Raw genomic sequence first — 23,492 nt, 5'->3', positions numbered from 1 at the left:
TTTCGGACTAGTTCTATTTATAGAGTTACGTTCAACTCCTACTAGTAAGGAGTAGAGAATAGCGCTATCTATTAAAAGAAAGAGTATACTTGAACACTTCAATATGTTTTACATTAAGATACCATTTGAATAGGCTATTAGGTGTTAGGTCTTAGGTGTTAGGTTTTATGGAAAATTTCTTCATCACCTCACATCTAGGATCAATCTCAATAAGCCAATTTTAGGTAGGGTGGGCAAAATTTATACAGCAAATGCCTATGCTATCGTTAGTTACTTTTGCCCACCTTACGGTATCTTGGGGTTCATCGTCAGTACTGCAAGATCTAAGTCACCTAAGATTTACAACCTATCCACCTTTGGATAGAGGGATGAAGAAGCCAAAGCCTTATTTTAGGGAGAGGAACTTGTTCCCCTAGAGTTTTTAGAATTAGTTGGACTCTATTGAGAGAGATGTAATTATGCCTGAAGAAGAACAGCGATCGTCAACCGCCGCCGGAGGCAAGCAAACCACTACTGCTGCTGAAGCTCGTACAACGGGTAATGAGCCTAAAGATCCGCAAGCTGATGAGCAAGCATCCAAGAAAGATCCGGCAACAATACCGGAAGCTGAAGGTGAAAACAAACGGGTAGCGGGTGATCCAAATCAAGGAACAGAATCTCGATAATAAACTTCCAAGAAATCCATCAGTTCAAAACCCCAACTTCTTAGAGAAGTCGTGGTTCTCATTTTTAATTATCTCACTCCACTAAGATTAAATCGCCTTAATCAAAGTGAAAATTGAACGACATTTATCCCATAATATCATGTCGGGTTAAACACTCCTAATAAAGTAATCACTCAAGATTGAAATTCCAAAACGAGCATTATTAGTGGCAGTATTCTCTTTAAGCAAAAGTTGAAGAGAAGAGTCACCTCTTGTAGCTGTGGCGATACCGTCTGTTGCTGTGTCTATATCGGTACTGTCAAAGCCATTGCCAGAAACGGTGTTATTTGTGAGAGTTGCTATTGCTGTAGCCGATTCATTGGATCTGATACCGATGCCGAAATCGTTATCGGAAACGGTGTTATTTGTGAGAGTTGTTATTGCTGTAGCCGATTCATTGGATCTGATACCGATGCCGAAAGTTTCGTTGTCAGAAACTGTGTTGTTGTCGATGGTCAGCGTTGCCGTCGAATTACCGAACATATCGGCACGGATGCCGTCAGTGTTATTGCCAGAAAGGGTGTTATCGGAGAGATTGGCAGTTGCTTCGGCTGTATTGAAAAGCAGGATGTCAATACCACTATCTGTCGTGTTGGCAATCTGATTTCTGACCACTGTCAAATCAACTGAACCCCCAGTATTTCCGATGAAGAAGCCGCTATTACCGAAACCACCAGTAGTATCGATGCTGTTATCAGTAACTGTCACTTGTCCAGTAACATCAAATAAGAGGATACCTGTTTGAGTTGAATTAGCGATCGCATTATCCCGAATCGTTACTGTGTCGATACTCGTCCCCTGAATGGCGTTAGTACCAGCATTGGGAATGTCAAATCCAGATAGGGTTGTGCGATCGCCCATTGTTACCGAAGCAGTCGCACCCGGAGTAATAGTAGGCAGTACGCCAGCGCCAGATAGGGATAACTGCACAATGCCGGATTCCACTGTCTCCAGTTGCTGCACCGGACCCGTAGAAAGTACCTGGACGCGATCGGGAATCGTGAACGGTGGGATACCAGGATTTGTCCCAGGTTGGACGTAAACAATATCGTTACCGTCTGATACAGTTCGATCTAACCCCTCCTGAACCGTACCCACCGGATTTTCAAACGTACCATCTCCCCCAGTCGTTCCTAAGTTAACGTGCTGGAATACATAAGGTTCATTCGTTTCTGGATTCGTCGCAGGCACTTGTCGGAATTCGTCTTGATAGTCGATGATAATCGCATTGGTACGCTGTACCGATTCTCCCAACCGTGCTAAAACGATGTCGTCTTCAGCTATAGCACCTTGGGGACGAGTTCCAGGAAACGTCGCGCCAAGGGTAAAAACAACATTCGTACCAAACAACTCATCCTCTTGAAACGATACGCCGAAATTCAGGTAATCGGTGGGACGCGCTTCCAATCTCACGCGCCAACCTAAGGTATCCGGACTACCTTCAGCGTCATACCAATACAATCCCCCATACCCGCGCAAACTTCCCTGAGTGCCAAATTGAGCAAGTCTTACCCCAACTTCCGCATCAACACCGCCCATTGCTGCTTCGCGGTTTTGCCCTTGCTCTAAAATTAAATAGTTTTGGTGAAAAAAGCTGCCTCGAACGGCACCCTCGCCAACACCTTGGCGGGTATCTCCAATGGGGAGGTAGCCATTGACACGAAAATCCCAAATTTCTCCTAAACTTTCGCCACCCAACCCAAGTTGGTGAAAGGTATTATCGCCACTATCGCGAATGTCATAGCCAACGTAGCCCCCCCAAATTCGGCGGGAATTTGAGTTATACCTGCGATATCCCAACAGGATATTACCTCCCAAGTTGGTATCGTTATCCAGTAATAAACGCCCTTCCATAAAGGTCAGATTATTACCAGGATTCTGGAGAAGTGGGACAAAACCCTCGAAGCGAGTAAAGCCGTCAAATCATAGCGTCGTGAGATACATTTAGTTTTCTTACCTACTCCCTATTCCATCGAGACGCCACATATCGCGTCTCTACTTTGAATGACGAGTCTTGTATAGCCGCTCACTAACCAGCACCAAACCCATTAAAATTATTCCAGCAATACCAGAAGGTTCGGGTACATCTTTGATATCCTCAACCTTAGTTTCTTTAAATGAACCCTCTATGGCTATGCCATCATTAGCACACTCGGCAAAGATATGAGCGATAAAGCTACCGTTAGCAAGCAAGTTTTTATCAAAACTAAAGCCAAGGGTTTGCGAACCTGTTGCGTTAAAATAGCCAAAATCAAGCCCCATTAAACTGAGAGTATTCTTATCCAGGAAAGCAATATCTCCTACTTTAGTACCCGATGCGATCGCGTTTAAAACTGTCCCTTCCCCCGTTTGCTCAAAATAAGAGTCATCAATCGTTAAATCTCCCATTGAGGGAGTACCCCCTTCGCCTATAACGTGGTTGCCGTACAGTTCTAAGTTGCTAAATCCAGAATTAGTTGACGTAACACTCTTGGCAGTAACATTTTCATAAACCCCTAATTCTGTGACTCCGGCATCATTCACCTCAGCAAAGCGAATGGCAAACAATTCACCCTTAAGATTTGCCGTTTTTAAATGATTGCCCGAGAAATTAAAAAATAAATCTCCATAGGCAATGCTGGCATTTGTGGCGGTGCTATCCTCGTAACCCGTCAAGCTGAGGTTAGCGTTAATGGCAATAAAAATAGTGTCGGCTTCTTCTTTGAGGGCAAGGCTGTAGAACTCAAAATCACCAGTTGCGCCGATGACTTCACCCGTCACCCCATCTGAAAAGGAATCAATAGCATAATTCCAGCCATTATGCAGAGTACCCGCCTGGACGGGTTGCCCTGTCACGGCAATTAGGGAAAAAGTTACTAACGTTGATCGAAGTCTTTTCTCTCTTATTGTAGCAAACATTAGTTGAGTTGATAGCTTTTTACTGCCTAAAAGCATACCCTGATAGTTGGAGGTTTTGATTCTGCTTGGATTACAACAGTAAAATTCAGTCATAAAGTGAAAGAAGATTTCCACTAACTGCTATGACTCCTACCCTACTCGGACGTTGGCAAACTCGATTATTTCTCTTTGCAACCGTCGGTTTATTAATTACTTTGCCGTTTTATTGGGGTATCATCAGTCCTAACACAGGTTTTCCTTCCTATCCCGTATTCTTCCGAATATTGGCATATGTGGTACTGTTTGGTTTGGGCTGGGATATCCTTTATAACTACCTTCAGAAATTTCGTTGGGATCGGGATTGGCCCGGGGTTTTGCAATTATTGGCTGGTATTTGGGAAGGTGGATTTTTACTGAGTATTGTGAAACTGTTTGGGTTGCCAAGTATACCGAAGGAGGTATCGCCGCTCTGGTTTATTATTCACTACAGCTTAGTCTGGCTGGGTGTCTATGTAGCGTCCCAAAGCCTAATGCGGATTGTATTTCCCCGTTGGCGGTTTCGGGGTGGGCGATTGATTTGAAGGTTCAGGGTTGATCGCTATGAACTATCTCCTAACTCGAATGTCACTTAATTAAGTACAAGTCGGAGTTCAGTTACCCCTATAGCGTTTGCTTGTTAGTCTGGAGTAATGCGATCGCTAATTGCCCAGACTAATCTTTTTTTTTACGAATGCTCAGTTTTAACCCAGCCGTTTTACCTGATACCACTAGTGCAGAATGCTATTATCCCTTAAGTGTCGCACCGATGATGGATCGCACCGATCTCCATTTTCGGTATTTCATGCGACAGATTACACGCCGCACTTTACTCTACACTGAGATGGTTACGAGTGCGGCTATTCTCCATGGCGATCGCAAACGACTACTGGGTTTTTCTCCTGAAGAGAAACCCTTGGCTCTGCAAGTTGGAGGTGATAATCCTCAAGAACTAGCTGAATGTGCGCGAATTGCCGAAGATATGGGGTATGACGAGATTAATCTGAATGTGGGTTGCCCTAGCAGTCGGGTACAAGATGGTAACTTTGGCGCTTGCTTGATGGCACAACCGGAACGGGTAGCAGGGGCAGTGGAGAGTATGATTAAAGCTGTTAGGATTCCGGTTACAGTCAAGCATCGTATTGGTATTGATGACCTTGATCGTTACGAGGATATGACTAACTTTGTTCGTATCGTATCTGATGCTGGTTGTCAGCGCTTTAGTGTCCATGCACGTAAGGCGTGGTTGCAGGGATTAAGTCCAAAAGAAAATCGGGATATTCCCCCCCTGCGTTACGGTGATGTACATCGCTTAAAGCAGGAGTTTCCCCACCTATTTATTGAGATTAATGGCGGATTTACTAATTTAGAGCAGGTGCGGGAGCAATTAGCATTTGTGGATGCGGTGATGATTGGTCGTGCAGCTTACGATAATCCTTATCTATTTGCAATGGCAGATCGTGAGATTTTTGGGGAGGAGAATACTCCCTTAACTCGCTATCAGGTGGCTGAAGCGATGATTCCTTATATTGATTTTTGGGCGGAAAAAGGGCTGAAGCTGAATAAAATTACTCGACATATGCTGCAATTGTTTGCAGGACAACCGGGAAGTAGAGCTTGGAAGCGGTATTTAACGGAAAAGTCTTGTATTGCTGGTGCGGGTTCTGAGGTGGTGCGGGAGGCGTTGCCGAGTAGAGATGTAGCAGGCAACGTTTCTACAGGATTGCGGTGAAAAATTGAAAAGGCGGGTAATCAACACAGATTTGTTATCAGGAGTGCGATCGCTCAATTCTTTGGCTTTCTGTTCCAGTAACCCTCTATAGCCCGTAGAAATCTTCATCCAGAATCTGCTCAACCGAAAAAGGACACATTATGGGATACTCACTCTCTTCCGGCACACGAACCCCAAACTTAGCAAGTATACCCTCCTTAATTGCCACCTTCCGACCATCTGGATAGGTTTTTTCCACAGCTTCTACCAAGAAACTTTTGAGAGATGGGGCATCTGTCAGATTGTCGAGAACCCGCTGACGATGTTCCACAACCGAACTGTACCAACTTGCTTTCATCGAATCAGGTACATCATGCTGAATCTTTAACTTGAGTAAATGCGCTAACAAAATTTTGAGATTGCTTTTTAGCGTATTTCTCTCTGATTTTCCCAAATCAACTAGCTCCTCAATCAAATGCTCAATATCCAGCGACTCAAATTCATGATTCTGTAACTGCTGAATTGTTTGTTCAATCCATAATTGCAAATCGCGATCATATAGCGTGTTATACATTCTTCAGCTCGACTCCCAATAATTTAAGGTTTCAACTAATTCAAGCAAACCGCTGACAACCTCTAGTTTACTAATTTTCATCAAAATCAAATGAGCCGATTTCCATCAAACTCCCAGTACCTAGTGCATCTCGGCAGGTACTTCTGTAGCGACGGGTTCGACTTGAGAATCTTGTTGCTGGGACGGTGCAATTCTTGGCTGGGGTTGTCCAAAACCGTCAAACAAGTCGCTGAGTTTAACCGTTAAACCCAGATAGGGACCTCCCGCCGATCGCGTACCGCTGAAATCACGATCATTTACCTCACCAAAGACGTATCCTGCTGAGAGACGTAAACTGGGAGTCAACCAGTAACCTGCTTCTAGAAGAAAACCAAGCTCGTTATAATTGGCAGAGGGTTGAGTGATCCAACGGGCTTCGCCCACTAAGTCGAAGTTGTAGCCTAAGCGGTAAGTAGCGCGGAGTTGGGTGAGAGACACGCTACTAGTGCCAACTAAATCGTCAGCTAAGTAAGAGGTGCTGCTGCGAAAGGCATATTTGCCATAGAATTCCCAGCGCCAATTGGGGGCATAAATCGCTTCAGCCGAGAAGAGAAGTTCTTCAGAACCTGTGCCGTTGCCGAATAAAATTGTTTCAGGAATAATTGAGGGATTTTTGCGATATTCATACCGCAACAGGGCATTAAAGCGATCGTCGTTGGGGTCGCGGTAAGCTAAACCCAGTCTTAAATTAGCCGTCGTGCCTAATCCTTGTAGCTTTTGATTGGCAGAACTGGCTTGGTTGTAGCTTAATAAGGCGGTTAATGCTGGAGAAAGCTTACCTAAAGCCGAAGCGAAAATTACTGTGTTGCTGCCTTGGGATGAGGTGCGATGCTGGAAGCGGGCGCTGGCTTTAAAATTGGGGTTATCGGTGTATTCTAAACCAACGCTGTAGCTGTCACCCCCACTCAATCCAAGGGCTGATGCGCTTTGACCGAAGGCATAGGGCTGTTCAAAGCGGCTGCCAGCACCAGTACGACCTAGTAAATCGCCGAAAACGTGTTCGTAAGCCAAATCCATATGCAAGCCAGAGGCAATAGTCCACCGATGATTGAGTCCGATCGCGCCTTGGCTGGTTAGCCCATCAATTCCGCCCAGAATCGAGTAACGTCCGGTGAGAGTGGTATTGGCACCGAGCTTGTAGTCCCCTGTCACGTTTAGACTAGTGATAGACTGACCCGAATACTGTCCCCGTGTAAACCATTGTTGTTCCAGACTGACTTTGATACCCGGATAGACTGCCCAATCAAGTCCTAGTCCAGTTCGGTCGGGATAAACCGCATCCACCTGGGAGGATAGGGTTAGTTCATTGATTGCCCGAAAGGTGAGAGTATCAGTGATCGGCAATGTGAAGCGCGATCGCAACTGGTTAGACGTACCGCTTAAATCATTGGGGGCAAGACGATCCGTGCGATCGCGATAAATCCAATCTACTGCTAAGTTCGCCGTCCCGATACGCTGTTGAATCCCGACAGAAACTGTAGTCAGGCTGTTATCTACAGCGCTACCCGGAATGGGTTCGGTTAAGGGATTTAAAAATTCTTCTAAAACATCAAGGGGTCGTGGGGCAATTCCTTCATTATCTTCATGGTCGTATTGTACCCGTGCCGTAGTTGTTGGGGAAACCTTTGCCTGAAGTTCCGCGCCGTAGCGAGTTTGACCAGGAACAAAGCTGACGGTAGCGTTATTAGAAAAACCCGTATCAGCGGAACGGTAATAGGCATAACCTTGAATTCCCTCAGCAATCTTGACATCCGCTTCAATACGGTATGCAGAACCACTGATTTTCCCTAACAGTTCCGACGTGTTACTAGAATGGGCGTATTCGGCAATCAGACGGTTATCCTTGCCAAAGGAGATGAGGGCGTCGGCGCCGTAGAGTTCAAAATCACGAGTCCCTTGGTCTTCCCCCAGGTAGGTTGCACCAATCCAACTCTCCCGGTTAACCTGCCGCGAAATATGATATTGTACCCGACCCCCGTAGATACTGGTATCGTCGTCTTGACTTTCAAACTGATAAGTGGAGACAATCCGCCGTACTAATACAGTACCGTCGTCAGCAATATCCGTTCTCAGTACGGGTCTGCGGAACAATAATGTGCCTCGGTCATAATCAACTTCATAATCCGGTCCCCTTGTCAAGCGTTCCCGCTGAAGTACGGTGCCGGGACGATTTAATTCTTCGAGTTCAATAAAAACATCTTCACTACCGGGTATGAGTAACCGCCGCGAGAGGAAATAGTAACCACTAGTGCCATCCGGGGCAATGGTATCCCGCTGAAACCCTTCAACGTTATTGGCATAAAATCCTGTAATTTGCAGATTACCCAGGTTGTAATTTGCCTTAAAGCCGTGGAGTTGGCGGGTGAAAGAGGTAAATTGCTGTGAGGTTGTAGCAAACTCATGGGTGTTATAGTCTCCCCACATTACATAGTCTGGATCGGCATCAGGAATGTGAGCCGAACGTTCTAAGCGTAAATAGAGGTTATCCGTGGAGGGGGCGAGGACATCCACGGTGGAGCTATCCCCATATACTGGATAGGGACGTTCCGAGGCTTGGTCAGAGCGAAACAAGCGGTTGTTGCAGTTGCAGTCTTCGTTTAACGGGCGATCGCTATTAAATGCGCCAGTATACTGCCATTCGCCAATGTGTCCGGTCGCAAACGCTGCTCCTGTAACATCCAGTTGGGTCGAATTGTCTTCATCTAAGGGCAAAAAGTCCCGCAAACTGCCGTAATAATTCGTACCTCGCGCCCCTAACCGGAAATCCACTACCCCGGTGATTAAATTAGAACGAAGTGCGGTATTAAATTGCAGTTGGGTAAAGGCTTCTAACCCAGTGGTAACTGCTTGAATGCGTACTGTTTGGGCATTCAAGTCAGACTGTAACGTGGCGCTGTATTGCCCATTCTGTGCCTGTACCTGAAATCCGGGTTGGTCGGGGTTATAGTCTGCGCCAATAAATTTACCCGCGCTGGGGTTCAGGGTAATTACAGCATTATAGTTAGAACGATTGCCATTTTTATCCAATAGTTGACCCTGCACCATTGCCGTCGAACGCCCATCGGCTGGAATTTGGGCTTCTACGGTTTCTACGGTTAATTTTGTCGGGGCATCCCGGACTTCGACTTTGACGGAAACGGGGGGTTCGGTGACACCATTAAGGGTGGCTTGGGCGGTTAGGGTATTTTCCCCCGCTTCAAATACGACACCATACCAGGTTTCGGTTACTACCTGGTTTTGGTTATCCGTCTCCGTCTGTCCAATCGCGGCGCGATCAACAAGATTCCCATTCACCCGCAATTCGACTTGTGCGCCGGGACGATATTGTAAGATGACGGTCGTTGAGGGGATGTCTAAGACGGTGTTGGCAGTTGGGGTGAGGATTTTTATTGTTTCTGGTTCTGCTGGAGAGGTATTTTCAGAAGTGTTACTCGTGTCTATCAAACTGTTTGGATTAACCTCTCCCCCAACCCCTCTCCTAACAGGAAAGGGGAGTTGAGTTTCTCTATTTTCTATCCCCGTTTTTAAGGCATCTTGGCTGGGATTCCCAACCTCTGGGGTTGCACTTTCTCCAGATGCAGGTGGTCGCTGAGGCTTCTCGAAGCGAGGTGTGTAAATTGACTCCGTGGTGCTGACAGTATCCGGTACAGGGTTAACGGGTTCAGCCTTGGCGGTGGTAGGATGCATAACAGTGACCATCGTTCCGGCGATCGCTCCCACCAGCCAAACAGAATAAACGTGGCGAAAGTTTAGTGCTGGTTTCATTGGTTTTCTTCAGATTGAGAGGTGGGAGTAACGGCAAAATTCATGCGCACCATGCTGCCTGGTGCCAGATGGACTAAGCGGGATTTGCTATTGCGTTCGCTGAAATAGAGGTTGGGTGCCAGGGCGTAACCGGGAGTGCTGGTAATGTCTAATGCACCTGTGCGATAACCGGGTTGGACATTGGCAACGGAGAATAATCCATTGACATCGGTGGTGATGCGGTTGCCGTCGTCCATGAAAATCACGGCATTAGGGACACCGGGTTCGCCCCGTTGCTGTTCGCCATCAAAGTTTTTGTCTACAAACACGCGACCGATAATCGTGCCGCAGTCGGCAACAATGCCGGGTTGAATTCTTAATTGGTGGGTGACGGGACCATCTTTGGCATCCCGATTGGGGAGTTGTCCAACTGCGATCGCGGAATTTCTCCCCGAACCCCGCAGGGAATCTGGGGTGAGTTGGGCAGCGTAAGCGATAGTGAGGACTTCTGTACTGGAAATCGTGACTTGGGAACTGAAGGTAATCGTCCGCCCATCCTGACTGGTTTCAATCGCAACATCTTGGTCTTTTAAGTTGCCCCGCACCGAATCCGGCAGGAAATTAAAACCTTCGGGTAAGGTGTCAGTAATGACCAGATTGCTTAACGGATCAGTCGAAAGATTGCGAATCGACAGGCGGTAAATCACCGTATCCCCTGGTTCGGCTGCCGCGCGATCGCCTGTTTTATCAATGCGAATCTCTCGCGCCTGACACACTGAGGCACTTAAATCGAAAATCGCTAAGATAACTCCAATGCGATTAGCATCCTCAACGGTGACAATTTCCCCTTCCAAACTGGTGCGTTTGGAGCGATCGCTAACATTGATAGGTTTGCCATCGAGGGAAGAGGCGGTGTATTTCACCACATCCCCAACTTTGTCACCAATAACAATCCGAATCCGGCGTTCATCATAGTTAGAATCTGGGGCGGGTTTTACCAGTAAGATATAAGTGCGTCCCTTATCAAGCTGACCCCGCTTTTCATCGAATAGAAAGCTATATTTACCCTGGTCAGAATTGGTTAAATAGAAGGGATTAGAATTTTGTGTATTAGGTTTAATGCCTTTGGGAATCGCGTTATCCGGGTTATCTGGCAGTTCCGTTGCTGTGAGGGGAATTGTGCCTGTAATTCCGCCCGTCGGATCACTAGGATCGGGTTCGTATAACCCAACGCTGAATCCCTCGTAATCGGATAGAAGTTCACCGCTACAACCAACAACGCGCCCAAAGGGGTCATTAAAGGGAGTTTCTATCGAGACAAGGCTTAGAGTTTGTGTGGTTGTCTTGCCGCCGCAGTTATTACCAAAATCTAAACTGATAGAGGTAACAGGGGTTTGGGGAAGGGAGGTGACTTTAACCGCAACCACCAGTTGAAGTTGTTCTCCGGGTTTGATGGTAAGAGTTGCCGGGGATTGAGTAGCATTGCCTTTTAGAGCAGGGGTATCCTTCGCTGTGGAAATGACTTCATACTCCACTCCCGTAACCGATGCAGGTCCCGATAACCCCGTCTGTTGCAGGGTATAGGCATCGGGAATGGTGACTTCAGCCGATGCCCTGCCTGTATCTGCAAGCCGAAAGTGATAATAAAGTTGGTCGTTTTGCCCAATGGAGGGGGTGACTCCCCGGCGACTGTTGTTGAGTTCTGCCTTCAGGTCATCCCGCATTTGGGTGAGTACTTTTGCTTGAGGAGAAACCGTAGTAGTTACGGCTTGGAACACATTCTCTGTGACTTGCTGAAAGGGAGTATTATCAGAATTGGCAATAACCGCAGTGGCAGCTTGGGTTGCTGACTCGACTTGGGCAGGGGTCAAACTCATGGATTCCAGACTTATTGGGGAAAGTCCCATGAGTGCCAGAGCAACGCCTTGATTTGTAATAGAGTTAGTCAGATTTGCCTGTTGGGGAACCAATGATGCGATCGCAGATTTCACTTGAGCGATCGTTTTTTGGGTATCGGCATCCGCTGATAAAGAGGCGAAGGCTTGAATTCCTGCACTACTTCCGGCTTTAGCCGCCTCTGGACTTAAACCCAATTGCAATAGTTCTTGATTGAGTCCATCGGCAACGGTGCCTAACCCGATAATGTAATTTCCGTTGCTATCTTTAATGCCTTGAGATTCGAGGGTGACTGTACTTTCTTTAAGAGAAACTGTAGTGTTAACTGGGTTAGAGACGCCGCCCAAAATAACGGGGTTGTCAGGTTGATTATTGTTGGTATAAGTGTAAGAGACTTGGTTTGCAATTGTTATCCCGGTATCTTCAGAAATGACGCACTGTAACGAGGTTTGCGCTAGGGTTGGTGCAGCAGGTGGTAAGAGACTGGTCAATAAGGTCGTTGCTGCCAGAAACCGGAGAGAACCCTGAAGTGATAATTTTGATGGTTGAAGTTGGAACACTTGTGATTTCTCCTGAATAGTCTCGACAATGAGCCAGGTTATGGGTATAAAAATCCCCTACCTACCTTCCAACTGTCGGGAGAGATGAACGTAGGTTGAATGAATAATTATTGAGGGAGTAAAAGTCTGGTATAATAGAGGGCGATCGCAAATTTGCAGAGCTTTTAATTATTAGCGATCGCCCGTTTCAATGCCTAGAGCTGAGTGCTGATTGCTGTTTAGCGTACCTTTACTTGATAGCTGGCTTTCACACCAGCGGCGGGGTCAAGTCCAGAACCAAACTGCCAGCGAACATGAGTGTAAGTATCAGCAGGTGCAGGCTGTTCTTCCACTGTGCCATCGGGAAGCGTTACCTTAACCATTGGCTTGTCAACAAAGCTGTTGCCGTTATCAATGCTGTAGGTAGTCTTGGCACCGTTATTGCTAGTAGCAGAACCAATTTCATACATCGTCTTCTGGGGAATGGGTTGAGTAACTACTAGGTTTTTGGCGGCGGCATCTCCGGCATTTTGGCTATTAACGCTGTAGCGTAGGACATCTCCAGGTTGCACGACAGCGTTGCCTTCTAAGGATTGCCAGGTGATTTTTTGTTTGCCGGATTGGTCAAGTTCAAGCAGTTGTTTATCAGCGGTTAAGTTGAGTTTGACTTCGGGACGGCGGATGGCTTGGACTAGTGCTTCTCCTGCTTCTTGTAGGTTGGCTAATACGGGTGTGGTTCCTAGGAAGGGTAGGGTTGTGATTAATGCTAATATGCCAAGGCTAAGAGGGAGACGTTTCATGATGATTATCCTTTTGGAGTTTAAGGTTGATGGTTGATTTAACTTGGGAATTGTTGGGTTTTAACGCAGAGGTGCGCGGAGGTTTTGGAGGGATGGGATTAATTAACTTGACGTTGGAATGTGAAGGTTCCTGATTTTCCGGGGGCGACGTTGACGATGGTATCTAGGTATTTGGTGATGTCTACTCCTACTGCATCTAAAACTGTGCCGCCAGGATTTAAGTAAGTCACAATTCCATTGGGATCAGTTGCTTTGCCGACAACATGGCTGGTATCTATTACGTCATTACCATCGTTATCCAGCGCCCAGTTATTGTTAATGGCGGTATCTTTTCCATCGTCGGTAATTACAACTGTGCTAGCATTTAAGCCGATATTACCGACTCCACCACCGGGGGTAGATATGTTGGTGTAGGTAATGCGATATTCAATGATGTTTCCGGGTGCAGGATTTTTTTGAGTGTCGCTAAAGACTTCTTGACCAGCGGGTATGGCTGAACCTGTTCCTTGCAGTAGGCGAGATTCTTTAACGAGTTTTAAGTAGCCTGTGTATACTCGGTCAATTGTGGTGTTTTGCCCCTCAAATGTGCCATCTCCATTTGTGTCGAGGTAGGCGGTAATCGGTACGGGGAAACCGAATTCTGTATCGCCTGTATAATCTGGGATGGTATCCGTTGAAAGAGAGGTATTGGTGGGCAGATCGACTTTAACGTTGTAGGCAATAGGGACGTTGGGTAAGACACCTTTACCCGGACCACCAACTAAAGGCAGGGGATTATTAAAGACAATGGGAGTGCCGTTGGTTAAGGTGAAGGTTCCTGAGGCTTGGTTGTATTCGTAAGTGGCTGACTTAATGGGTTTGGTAACGTTTAAAATGTCAGCAGCGGTGATAGTGACAACGGTTTTATCGGGTAAGTCGAGGGGATTAGCGGGTGCTGTTGGTAAGAGAGTGACATCCGCTGATTGACCACTTTTGTTGATGAACGTGTTAACAAAATCGACAGCCGCTGGATCAATTTTTGAACCGGGTTTGGTGTATTGGGTAATCGGTGTAGATTTATTGGTAAAGTCATCGTCACTATTCGTCGGACCAAGGGCATCAGCGATATCTTTGGGTCCATTAAGGATATTTCCAACTGCAGGGACTGCAATCTCGACAACGGTCGCTTCACCACCAGGACCACTTCCTGTATTGTTGTTGTTGGTGTCAATTCCAATGTTAATCAGGTCAGTCGGGTCAAGCAGTCCATTGTCTGTTAGGGGGTCGAAGAGGTCAACTGTGCCATCAAGGGGGTTGTAGTTGTTGGGATTTTGGTCGCCGGATTCGTCGTAGACTAGAATGTTGGGAACACCTTGAGTTGCACCAAATGCCTGGGCAATATTCGCAACGGAGAGCGGTGATGCGACTGTTGCCAGAGTACCGAGTTGGAGTGAGAAGCCGTTGATGGTTTGACCAGGAGCCACGGATGTAACAAGGCTTGGATCATTGATGAAACCAACCCTGGTAATTCCGGTTGCGGGTTTAGTCGTTGTCCACTCAGCTTGCAAAGCAGCCGTAGCGATAGGAGTAGTCGAGTAAACCACTTGCCAACCGGACGGCGCAATGGGTGTCCCTTCCAGTTCTGTACCAATTGGAATGGCATCCGAGATTAAGATTCGGGGAGTAACAGCGCCATTCAGGGTAATGTTCGTACCAACTAAGGGTGCAGGGTTGATACCCTTACCGGTGGGGTCAGTTGCCTCAACTTTTAGACCCAAATTATAGGTAATGGAATCATCAGTAATATCAGATGGCGTACCGGAATTGGAGTAACTCGCCTTGGTTTTGAGAACTGTTGCTAGTGCCTGCGCTGTCGCTTCCACAATCGTCTGTTGGGTAGCGCTGGACTCCCGTTCACCATTAACAGGGACACCCGCCGCTCCTACAGCATCATTGTCTACAGTGTAAAGGTCGTTGCCATCCGCAGTGAGTGGCTGGTTTTGACCATCATTGGGTGTGTTACCCAGTTTGACGCTAATATTGGCTCCAGGACTAGCGTTGCTGTCAACCAGGATAGGAACCTGCACTAAAATAGACTGACCGGGTGCAACGGAGTTGGTGGTGAAGTTCGCGGTAACATCTGACCAAGTAGTACCGCCATCATAACTGACTTGCAGGCTACCATTCACTGTTGCAGATCCCGTTGATGTTACCTGATCGGGAATATTAAATTGGGTGGGGTCGTTACCGACGTTAGTAACTGTGTATTGGAAGTAGAGCTGATCGTTGGGTGATATTTTACCGCCGTTATTATCTGTGATGCCAGAAGCGGTAACGGTGACACCTGCTACCTCTGCTACTGTGACAGTGACTTGGTTGGAGGTTGCATTGATAATAGTTAATGGATTGGTTGGATCGATGTAAGTAGCAGTTCCTGTGTTACTAATTGATGTTCCCGCCGTCGTACCTTCTGCGAAGACTGGCATTGCCAGTTGAAAAAGACTGCCTGCGATGAGTGCAGAACCCACTAAGGGACGATAGATATTCCAGCGCTTCGTTGCAGATTTGGTCATTTTCTTTGAGGTTATTTGGCTTAAAAAATGGCTCTCAATTCAGACAAATGATCCTGTTTTAGTCGAGATAGTCGCTCGTTAGCTTGGCTTGAATAAGGTTTTTTTGGCAGGAGTAAATTCCTACCTTTTGATACATATCAAGCAAAATAAAAACGGCTTTAATCTCTCAAGTAGGCTCAGGGCGGGTATTAGTAAATCTTTAACCCACAACTTGTCTTTCCACATGAACCCATTCTTTCCTGTTTCAAGAAGTATGACTATTGAGGATTCTACGGAAATTTTCTTCGTTTAAAAAATATTAGTTTTTTTCTCCGTAGAATTAGGGATATTGCAACGATTGGGCTTTCTTTGCGTAATTTCCGCAATGAGAATTAGTGGAGGCATCCGTATACTTAAGTAATTTCCACTACAGTGAAAAAGAGTGAAACGAATGTCCTATCGGACACACAGACTATGAACCGCAACCGAACCGGATTCCGGCAGTTGAGCAGGATAAACATTCCCGTTCAGCGGCAACGGAAATTGATCCTGGCAATACCCGTCACTTGCCTGGTGACATCCCTGTGTGCATTTGGTTGGTTGCAAGTTAATACTGCCAAAGCAGAAGACTGGGTGCAGCATACCCAGCAAGTCCGCTTGGAAACGAAGCGCTTATTGACGGCGCTGTTGGATGCGGAAACAGCAGTCCGGGGGTATGATATTACTCGCCGTCAGGAATTTCTTAACCGCTACGATACCGCGATCGCAGAAATTCCCGTTGCCCTAGAACAATTGCGTCAGTTCGTTGCCGATAATCACTCTCAAGCTCACCGACTGCGACGCATTCAAGCATTAGTAACAACTCGAGTAAATCTTCTCAATCGCAATCTTCAGCTCACCCCTTCTCTCCCTGACAATACCATCGCCTCACCAGAACTCGTGGCTCAACTGCTTGAAGGTAAGCAGACAATGGAGCGAACCAGGACTGAAATTAATCAGTTCTTGGCGGTAGAAAGCCGCTTACAACTTGAGCGCCAGCAGCGCTTATGGCAACAGCGATGGTTGACTTGGCTGGTACTGAGTCTGTCAGGGGTAATTGGCATCAGTGGGTCAGTTTTGGCAGCTTATTTATTAAATCGTCTCGAACAGAAATTAAGCGATCGCGATCGCAGTTTACGGCAAAGCGAAGCTCGATATCGCGCTGTGGCGGAGAACTTTCCCAATGGTGTCGTTCTCTTATTTAACCCGGAATTGCGCTACTTGTTAGTAGATGGCAAGGGGTTAGCCGCCGTTGATATATCGAAAGAGCAACTAGAAGGCAAAACGATTTGGGAGTGTTTGCCACCAGAAATCTGTTCGGTACTTGAGCCTATTTATCGGCAAGCCCTGGCGGGAGTACCAACCACTACTGAAATTCCCTATGGCGATCGCATTTTCTTAGTCTACGCACTACCGATCACCAGTGAGGGAGGTGATATTTTTGCAGGCATGGTAGTCAGCCAAGATATCACCGATAGGAAGCTTTCGGAACAACAACTCTATAAAGCTAACCGCGCCCTCCGAACCCTGAGTGAATGCAACCAAGCTGTCGTGCGTGCCGTAGATGAACCCACCCTGCTGAATGACATCTGTCGGATTGTAGTTGAATTCGGTGGCTACCACTGCGCCTGGATTGGCTTTGCCGAACACGATGACGCTAAAACCGTGCGCCCTATTGCTCAAGCCGGATATGAAGATGGCTATATCGAATCCTTACAGCTTACTTGGTCGAATACAGAACGGGGTCGTGGTCCTACAGGTACAGCAATTCGGACAGGTAAAACCTCCATTGCTTACAGTATCCTAACTGACCCCAATTATCTACCCTGGCGGGAAGCCGCAATCCAACAGGGTTACGCAGCATCAATTGCTCTGCCGTTAATCGTTGATAGCCATCCTCTAGGTGCGCTGAATATCTACGCTACTGAATCCGATGCCTTTGATGAAGCTGAAGTTAGACTGCTAACTGAACTCGCCAATGACCTCGCCTATGGTATTGCGGCGTTGCGTACCCGGATCGAACGCCAGCAGGCAGAAGAGGCGTTGCGAGTCAGTGAAGAACGCTGGCAATTGGCGCTGCGGGGCAACAATGACGCTATCTGGGATTGGAACATCAAAACTAACGAAGTTTTCTTGTCTGTCCGTTGGAAAGAAATGCTGGGGTATGAAGACGATGAAATTGCCAACCACTCGGATGAATGGGCGAAACGGGTTCATCCTGATGACCTTGGCTGGGTTACTCAAGCTATTCAAGACCATATAGCAGGTCAGACGCCCTACTATATTACAGAGCATCGCCTTCAGTGCAAAGACGGTCGTTACAAGTGGATTCTAGCTCGGGGACAGGCAGTTTGGGATGAAAAGGGTGATGCGGTGCGGATGGTGGGTTCTCATACCGATATTAGCGATCGCAAACAGGCAGAACGGGCATTGCAAGAAAGTGAAGAACGCTTCCGTGCCGTCTTTGAGCAGGCGGCTGTAGGAATTGCACTCGCTACCGCCTCTGGTGAGATTCTGGGCGTTAATCAGCGTTATTGTGAAATCACAGGCTATGCAGAATCAGAACTCCTAGGGCAGACACTTCAAAAGATTACCCACCCCGACGACCGAGAGCGAACGAGTGATTACCTGCATCAAGTGATGACAGGTGAGATGCCAACTTATTCTATCGAAAAGCGCTATATCCGCAAAGATGGCGAGTTGCAATGGGTTTATGCTTCAGTTTCTTTAGTCAAAAATCCAGAAAATCGCAGCTATGCTTTGGCAGTTTTAGAAGATATCCAAAATCGTAAGCAAACCGAGGAAGCACTGCGAGAGAGTGAATCCAAATTCCGCGCGTTCTTAGAAGCCGCATCGGAAGCCGTTATTGTTACCAATGCCAGGAGTGAAATTATAGTATTTAACGCCAAAGCCGAAGACTTGTTCGGATACAATCGCACGGAAGTGTTGGGTCGCACGGTTGAATTTTTGATGCCCCAGCGATTCCGCCAAAATCATACTCAACATCGTGAACACTATCGCGCTAACCCGAGCAAACGCTCTATGGGCAAAACCCAGAATTTGTTTGCTCAACACAAGGATGGCAGCGAGTTTCCCATTGAAGCAGGACTCAGTACCATTCAAACCAAGAATGGTACCTTTGTGATGACGTTTCTGACCAATATCACAGAACGTAAGCAAGCCGAAGAAGAAATTCAACGACTCAATCACAGTTTAGAACTCCGCATCCAGGAAAGCGAGACGCGATACGAGCAAATTGTCGAACTCGCAGAAGAAGGGATTTGGGTAATTGACAACCAAGCCAAAACCACTTACGTCAATCAGGCAATGGCAAGGATGCTGGGGTATACGGAGGCGGACATGCTGGAGCATCCTATGTCTGATTTCATGCATACAGGGGATAAAATCCTGACAAACTCTCCCCTCAGCCTCCAAAATCCTAACCTCGTTCAACGAAAGGAAGTCCAATTAAAAACTAGAGATAATCGAAATATCTGGGCGTATATGTCCACCAGTCCAATTGTCGATGAATGGGGCAACTTGTTGTGGTCTTGCGCCCTCGTTTACGATATCACCGAACGCAAGCTTACTGAAGAACGGCTACAAGAAAGCAACGAACGAATTAGTCTTGCCAATGCCGAGTTAGCTAGAGCCGCTCGTCTCAAGGATGAGTTTTTGGCAAGTATGAGTCACGAGTTGCGAACGCCTCTCAATGCCATTCTGGGTTTGGCTGAAGCCTTGCAAGAAGAGGTTTACGGTGGGTTGACTGATCGACAGCGCAAGTCACTGGTTACAATAGAGCATAGCGGTAAGCATTTACTAGAACTCATTAACGATATTCTCGACCTCTCAAAGATTGAATCGGGGAAAATGGCGCTGCAAATTGCTCCAGTTTCCCTAGCAAGCCTTTATGCATCAAGTTTGACGTTTGTCAAGCAGCAAGCCCATGCAAAAAGGATTCGGATTAATTCTCAGATGGCTGAGGATATAGGAGAAATTGAAGTTGATGAGCGGCGGATGCGGCAAGTTTTGGTGAATTTATTGAGCAATGCGGTAAAATTTACTCCCGAAGGGGGCGAAGTTTCCCTGCAAGTTGATGCTGACTCAGACGCAGAAACCTTACAGGTGAGTGTCAGTGACACCGGCATTGGCATTGCCCCAGAAAACCTCAACCAGCTATTTAAACCGTTTGTACAGTTAGATAGCAGTCTCTCACGTCGCTATGCAGGCACGGGTTTGGGCTTGGCATTGGTACGGCGGATTGTCGATTTACACGGAGGTAGCGTCTCTTTGGAGAGTGAATTAGGCAAAGGGAGTCGCTTTACCGTTAGCCTCCCCTGGAAGAAACCCGAATCGAATCAAACGGTTATCACAGAAATTGAACAACGACTGGGAGAATTACCGACTATTCAGCAAGCGTTAATCGTTGAAGATTCAGATACCTCAGCCAAGCAAATCGCTCGCTATTTAGCGGAGTTGGGTGCCGCCGCATTAATTCACTCTCAGGGTGAAGGGACAACAGACATCGTATTGCGATTTGATCCGGATGTGATTATCCTAGACATTTTATTGCCCAATCTATCCGGCTGGGAGGTTCTGGCTCAGTTAAAATCAACTCCACAAACCCAGGGTATCCCAGTCCTGGTTATCTCAGTTGTAGACGAATCCGAGCGAGCTTTTGAATTGGGTGCATCAGAATACCTGCTTAAACCAATTTCTCGTCAGCCGTTTCAGGCAGCTCTAACTAGAATTTTTGCAGGGGTACCCCAGCGTGCTGATCATACCGCTTTGGTCGTGACGCCTCAATCCGAGCAAGAGTTGCCCTTAATATTACTGGCAGAAGATAACGAAGCAAACATTGCAACGTTGATGGATTACTTGCAAATTCGGGGGTTTAGGGTCATCTTAGCGAGAAATGGTATGGAAGCCGTTGAGATGACAAAGCAGCAAAAGCCAAATCTGATTTTGATGGATATTCAAATGCCGGAAATGGATGGGTTGGAAGCCACCCGCCACATTCGTGCTGAAACTGATTTGACAATGATTCCGATTATTGCAATTACAGCACTGGCGATGCCTGGAGATAGGGAGAAATGTTTGGTGGCAGGTGCAAATGATTATATGACTAAGCCAGTTAGTTTGAAAAAGCTAATGAAGCTTATTGCTCAATATCTGGAGAAGACAGACAGCAATAGAGAAATCGAAGATAGACAATAAATTTATTTCTAATGTAAGTCAAGCGGCACAATTAAAGTTTAGATATGGATAAAAAAAATTCTATACTCGTGGTCGATGATGAACCGAATGCCTTTGATGTCATTGAAGCGCATCTGTATCGAGAAGGGTATGACTTGTTCTATGCAGGTAGTGGTTACGAAGCTTTGAGCCGTTTGGATGCCGTTGAACCTGATGTCATCTTACTGGATGTGATGATGCCCCAAATGGATGGGATTGAGGTTTGCCACCAAATTAAATCAGACTCTCACTGGCACAACGTTCCGATTATTATCGTAACGGCACTGAACTCGAAGGAAGATTTGGCGCGATCGCTCAATGCCGGTGCTGATGATTTTATCACGAAACCCCTCAGCGGCTTGGAATTGAGGGCAAGGGTGCGCTCCATGTTGCGGATTAAGCAGCAATACGATGGCTTAGAAGCAACGTTGCGTCTTCGAGAAGACCTCTCTAATATGATCGTCCATGATTTGAGAAATCCACTCACAAATATTTTGCTGTGTAGTGGTTTACTGTTGCAAAGTGGCGTTGATGAGAAGACACTCAAGAGATTGGAGATTATAGCCGATTCTGGACGCGAACTCAATTCCATGATCGATAACTTGTTGATGCTCGCGAAAATGGAATCTGGAAAAATGGTCTTGAATCGGCTGAACGTTAATCTCAATGAATTAACATCAAAGGTTGTCTCTCAGTTTCAAGCGATCGCCGACCATAAAAAAATCCAGTTAATCAGTAAACTAGCGGCATCTAAGCGAGGTGTTTTACTTGATGCCAATTTATTCCATCGTGTCCTCGAAAACTTACTCTCCAATGCTATTAAATTTTCTCCGGCTGAAAAGACGGTGATTTTGCAGCTTGACTACCCCAATGAACCAATGAACTTGGATTCATCATCGGCACAGGCGATAATTCAGGTTATCGATTCTGGAGCGGGAGTTAGTGAAGAACGCAAGCAACTCATTTTTGATAAATATGAAGTGGGAGAAGTTAAGAGTGGCGTTTCTCAAATTGGTCTTGGTTTGACGTTTTGTAAAATGGTTATTGAAGCCCATGGTGGTAGAATATGGGTCGAAAATAACCAACCCCGAGGGTCAATTTTTACGGTAGTCGTTTGATACGCTGTCTTTAGAAGACGAGAGTTAGTAGACTCCAGCCTTCTATCTTTCATTTAACGCCTCAGAGAGGAATCAAACTCCTTCTCATAATTAGGATCATGAGTGCCGAATAGTTTGTCCCAGATCGTGAAATACAATCCATAATGTACCGTGTACTTGCGATGATGGATTGAGTGATGGGTCGAACCAATGAACCACCTTCCCAGCCAATGACGGGGAAAGGATGAAGGAAATAGCTCGAATCCCAGATGAGTCAAGACTGCCCATAGCGTCATTGTCATGAGTGCGGCAATCAAGGTAATGAAGTGAAGCGGTACGATCAAAACAACACCAACAAAGAAAAGCGCCTGTACAAAAGCCTCTGGCGGATCAAAGGCGAAGGATGTCCAGGGTGTTGGATCTCCTGAACGGTGGTGTCCCTGGTGCAGCCATTTGAAAAACAAAGGGTGGTGAAACACTCGATGGATAACGTAAAAGTAAGCATCCTGGACGACCAGCACCACCATAAAGCTAACACCTAAGTACCACAATCCATACTCCCGTAGGTCAGTGTACAAAAGCGTTACGCCTAAATTGTACCCTGAGATGATGAGCGCTGCACAAAACGCAAACACTACGCCAGAGAGCATCGATAAGTTGATATCTCTTTGTATTGCCCTGCGCAATGGGGGCTTCAGACGCAACCATCGCTTGGGGAAGGAGTTTTCCAGAACCGAATAAAAAAGTAGGTGCGTTCCCCCAGCGATGAGAAAGTATCGACCTAGGATAATTCCGAAAAAGATTAACCAATAAAGCCAAAACGAGCAATCCGTCAATTCAACCTTTCCTTTGCTGCATCAACTAAAAGCACTCTGATCTGTCAAACAGGTGACAAAAAGAGCATCAAGTAGACATTAACAAAGGTTATCACTTCAGGTATCTATCTTTGACGGTAACTCTATTGCCCTTGCCTGCTCTACTGGCAGGAATTCCAGTATTATCCCTCTTTTTGGTCTGAAATCCCGTAGAGTCGATTTCACTATTGAAGTTGAGCGAGCGCTCCGGGTTCTCGATGGTGCAATTATGGTGTTGTGTGCCGTTGCTGGGGTTTGGATCTACAACAAGAGCTGGATGTGAGATACCGCAACCAACCTGTACTCGTCGCTAAAAGAGATTCTCGACAGGAGATGGATTAAGTTGGCGGAGTGAATTAGTTGAGCCAATTGTTGAACGTTCAGCAGATAAACAGACGGTTTGGGTGGAAGTAGATCAACAAATTGCAGCAATTTGCCTGTCTCAGGGTCGGATTCGTCTATCTCTGGCGCTTAATAGTAATCTGGTTCAAAAGGGAACGGTAATGCAGATATAATTTTATTAAGGAATGAAATTTACTCTACCCATTTCTTGGGTAAAAATAGAGCAGCTTCAATCTCCTCTTGGACTTCACGAGTTACATTAGAGCTGTTATTCAAAGCTTCCAGTCGTGCAAATTCTGAAGCCTTTTTTCGGCTCACAAGGCTACTTTTTAAGTCGGTGATTTTATCAGGGTAAACGCATCTAAAATTATTGAGGTTTTGAGGTAAGATAGGGGGTTAGCTCTTGTCATCAAACAACACTAATGACATGATTCCCTATCATCTCGATTCCAAGAGCGATCACAATCTTAAATG

14 protein-coding genes are annotated in these 23,492 nt (G+C 46.4%); 5 read left to right on the top strand and 9 right to left on the bottom strand.

Features of this window, described 5'->3' with window-relative positions; all coding sequences use genetic code 11:
* The first annotated feature begins 458 nt into the window (after positions 1 to 458).
* Positions 459 to 665 carry a hypothetical protein gene (locus tag IQ257_RS16085; RefSeq protein WP_193874182.1) on the top strand — a complete coding sequence of 69 codons (207 nt, stop codon included), beginning with the start codon at positions 459 to 461 and terminating at the stop codon, positions 663 to 665.
* Between the two features lie 147 nt (positions 666 to 812).
* Here IQ257_RS16085 and IQ257_RS31550 read toward each other — a convergent pair whose 3' ends face one another.
* Together IQ257_RS31550 and IQ257_RS16075 are read right to left on the bottom strand one after the other, a co-directional pair.
* Positions 813 to 2,558: a right-handed parallel beta-helix repeat-containing protein gene (locus IQ257_RS31550; protein WP_193874181.1), complete on the bottom strand. Its 1,746-nt coding sequence runs from the start codon at positions 2,556 to 2,558 to the stop codon at positions 813 to 815.
* 141 nt (positions 2,559 to 2,699) lie between these two features.
* Positions 2,700 to 3,539 (bottom strand): XDD3 family exosortase-dependent surface protein, encoded by an 840-nt coding sequence (locus IQ257_RS16075; RefSeq protein ID WP_322744359.1) that lies wholly within the window; start codon positions 3,537 to 3,539, stop codon positions 2,700 to 2,702.
* 185 nt (positions 3,540 to 3,724) lie between these two features.
* On the opposite strand from IQ257_RS16075, the gene IQ257_RS16070 reads away from it, so the two are divergent.
* A complete protein-coding gene (locus IQ257_RS16070; protein WP_193874179.1) occupies positions 3,725 to 4,162 on the top strand; it encodes a hypothetical protein in 438 nt (145 codons plus the stop codon).
* Positions 4,163 to 4,311: 149 nt separating this feature from the next.
* The gene (dusA, locus tag IQ257_RS16065; RefSeq protein ID WP_193874178.1) at positions 4,312 to 5,349 is read left to right on the top strand and encodes a tRNA dihydrouridine(20/20a) synthase DusA; all 1,038 of its coding nucleotides are present in this window, start codon (positions 4,312 to 4,314) and stop codon (positions 5,347 to 5,349) included.
* Positions 5,350 to 5,434: 85 nt separating this feature from the next.
* On the opposite strand, the gene IQ257_RS16060 is transcribed toward dusA, so the two are convergent.
* The 5 genes from IQ257_RS16060 to IQ257_RS16040 all read right to left on the bottom strand — a co-directional run bounded on the left by IQ257_RS16060 (position 5,435) and on the right by IQ257_RS16040 (position 15,472).
* Positions 5,435 to 5,902: a DUF29 domain-containing protein gene (locus IQ257_RS16060; RefSeq protein WP_193874177.1), complete on the bottom strand. Its 468-nt coding sequence runs from the start codon at positions 5,900 to 5,902 to the stop codon at positions 5,435 to 5,437.
* 120 nt (positions 5,903 to 6,022) lie between these two features.
* Positions 6,023 to 9,706 (bottom strand): Ig-like domain-containing protein, encoded by a 3,684-nt coding sequence (locus IQ257_RS16055; RefSeq protein ID WP_193874176.1) that lies wholly within the window; start codon positions 9,704 to 9,706, stop codon positions 6,023 to 6,025.
* Positions 9,703 to 12,141, bottom strand: a complete 2,439-nt coding sequence (locus tag IQ257_RS16050; RefSeq protein ID WP_322744358.1) for a hypothetical protein — start codon at positions 12,139 to 12,141, stop codon at positions 9,703 to 9,705. The genes IQ257_RS16055 and IQ257_RS16050 overlap by 4 nt, the downstream gene beginning before the upstream one ends.
* Before the next feature lie 218 nt (positions 12,142 to 12,359).
* Positions 12,360 to 12,920 (bottom strand): DUF11 domain-containing protein, encoded by a 561-nt coding sequence (locus IQ257_RS16045; protein WP_193874175.1) that lies wholly within the window; start codon positions 12,918 to 12,920, stop codon positions 12,360 to 12,362.
* Positions 12,921 to 13,018: 98 nt separating this feature from the next.
* Positions 13,019 to 15,472 carry a beta strand repeat-containing protein gene (locus IQ257_RS16040; protein ID WP_193874174.1) on the bottom strand — a complete coding sequence of 818 codons (2,454 nt, stop codon included), beginning with the start codon at positions 15,470 to 15,472 and terminating at the stop codon, positions 13,019 to 13,021.
* A gap of 453 nt (positions 15,473 to 15,925) precedes the next feature.
* Between IQ257_RS16040 and IQ257_RS16035 the strand changes: the two genes are divergently transcribed.
* Both IQ257_RS16035 and IQ257_RS16030 read left to right on the top strand, forming a co-directional pair.
* Positions 15,926 to 20,707 (top strand): PAS domain S-box protein, encoded by a 4,782-nt coding sequence (locus IQ257_RS16035; RefSeq protein ID WP_193874173.1) that lies wholly within the window; start codon positions 15,926 to 15,928, stop codon positions 20,705 to 20,707.
* 44 nt (positions 20,708 to 20,751) lie between these two features.
* Positions 20,752 to 21,843, top strand: coding sequence for a response regulator (locus IQ257_RS16030; protein WP_193874172.1), 1,092 nt, complete (start codon positions 20,752 to 20,754; stop codon positions 21,841 to 21,843).
* A gap of 53 nt (positions 21,844 to 21,896) precedes the next feature.
* On the opposite strand, the gene IQ257_RS16025 is transcribed toward IQ257_RS16030, so the two are convergent.
* Both IQ257_RS16025 and IQ257_RS30790 read right to left on the bottom strand, forming a co-directional pair.
* Positions 21,897 to 22,658 carry a sterol desaturase family protein gene (locus tag IQ257_RS16025; RefSeq protein ID WP_193874171.1) on the bottom strand — a complete coding sequence of 254 codons (762 nt, stop codon included), beginning with the start codon at positions 22,656 to 22,658 and terminating at the stop codon, positions 21,897 to 21,899.
* A gap of 552 nt (positions 22,659 to 23,210) precedes the next feature.
* Positions 23,211 to 23,336, bottom strand: coding sequence for a hypothetical protein (locus IQ257_RS30790; protein ID WP_265584481.1), 126 nt, complete (start codon positions 23,334 to 23,336; stop codon positions 23,211 to 23,213).
* Between the last annotated feature and the right edge of the window lie 156 nt (positions 23,337 to 23,492).

This window comes from Coleofasciculus sp. LEGE 07092, assembly GCF_015207375.1.
In the GTDB taxonomy this organism is placed as follows: Bacteria; Cyanobacteriota; Cyanobacteriia; order Cyanobacteriales; family Coleofasciculaceae; genus LEGE-07092.
The sequence above is the reverse complement of the archived record's forward strand: the minus strand, read 5'-3'. Positions and strand labels throughout refer to the sequence as shown.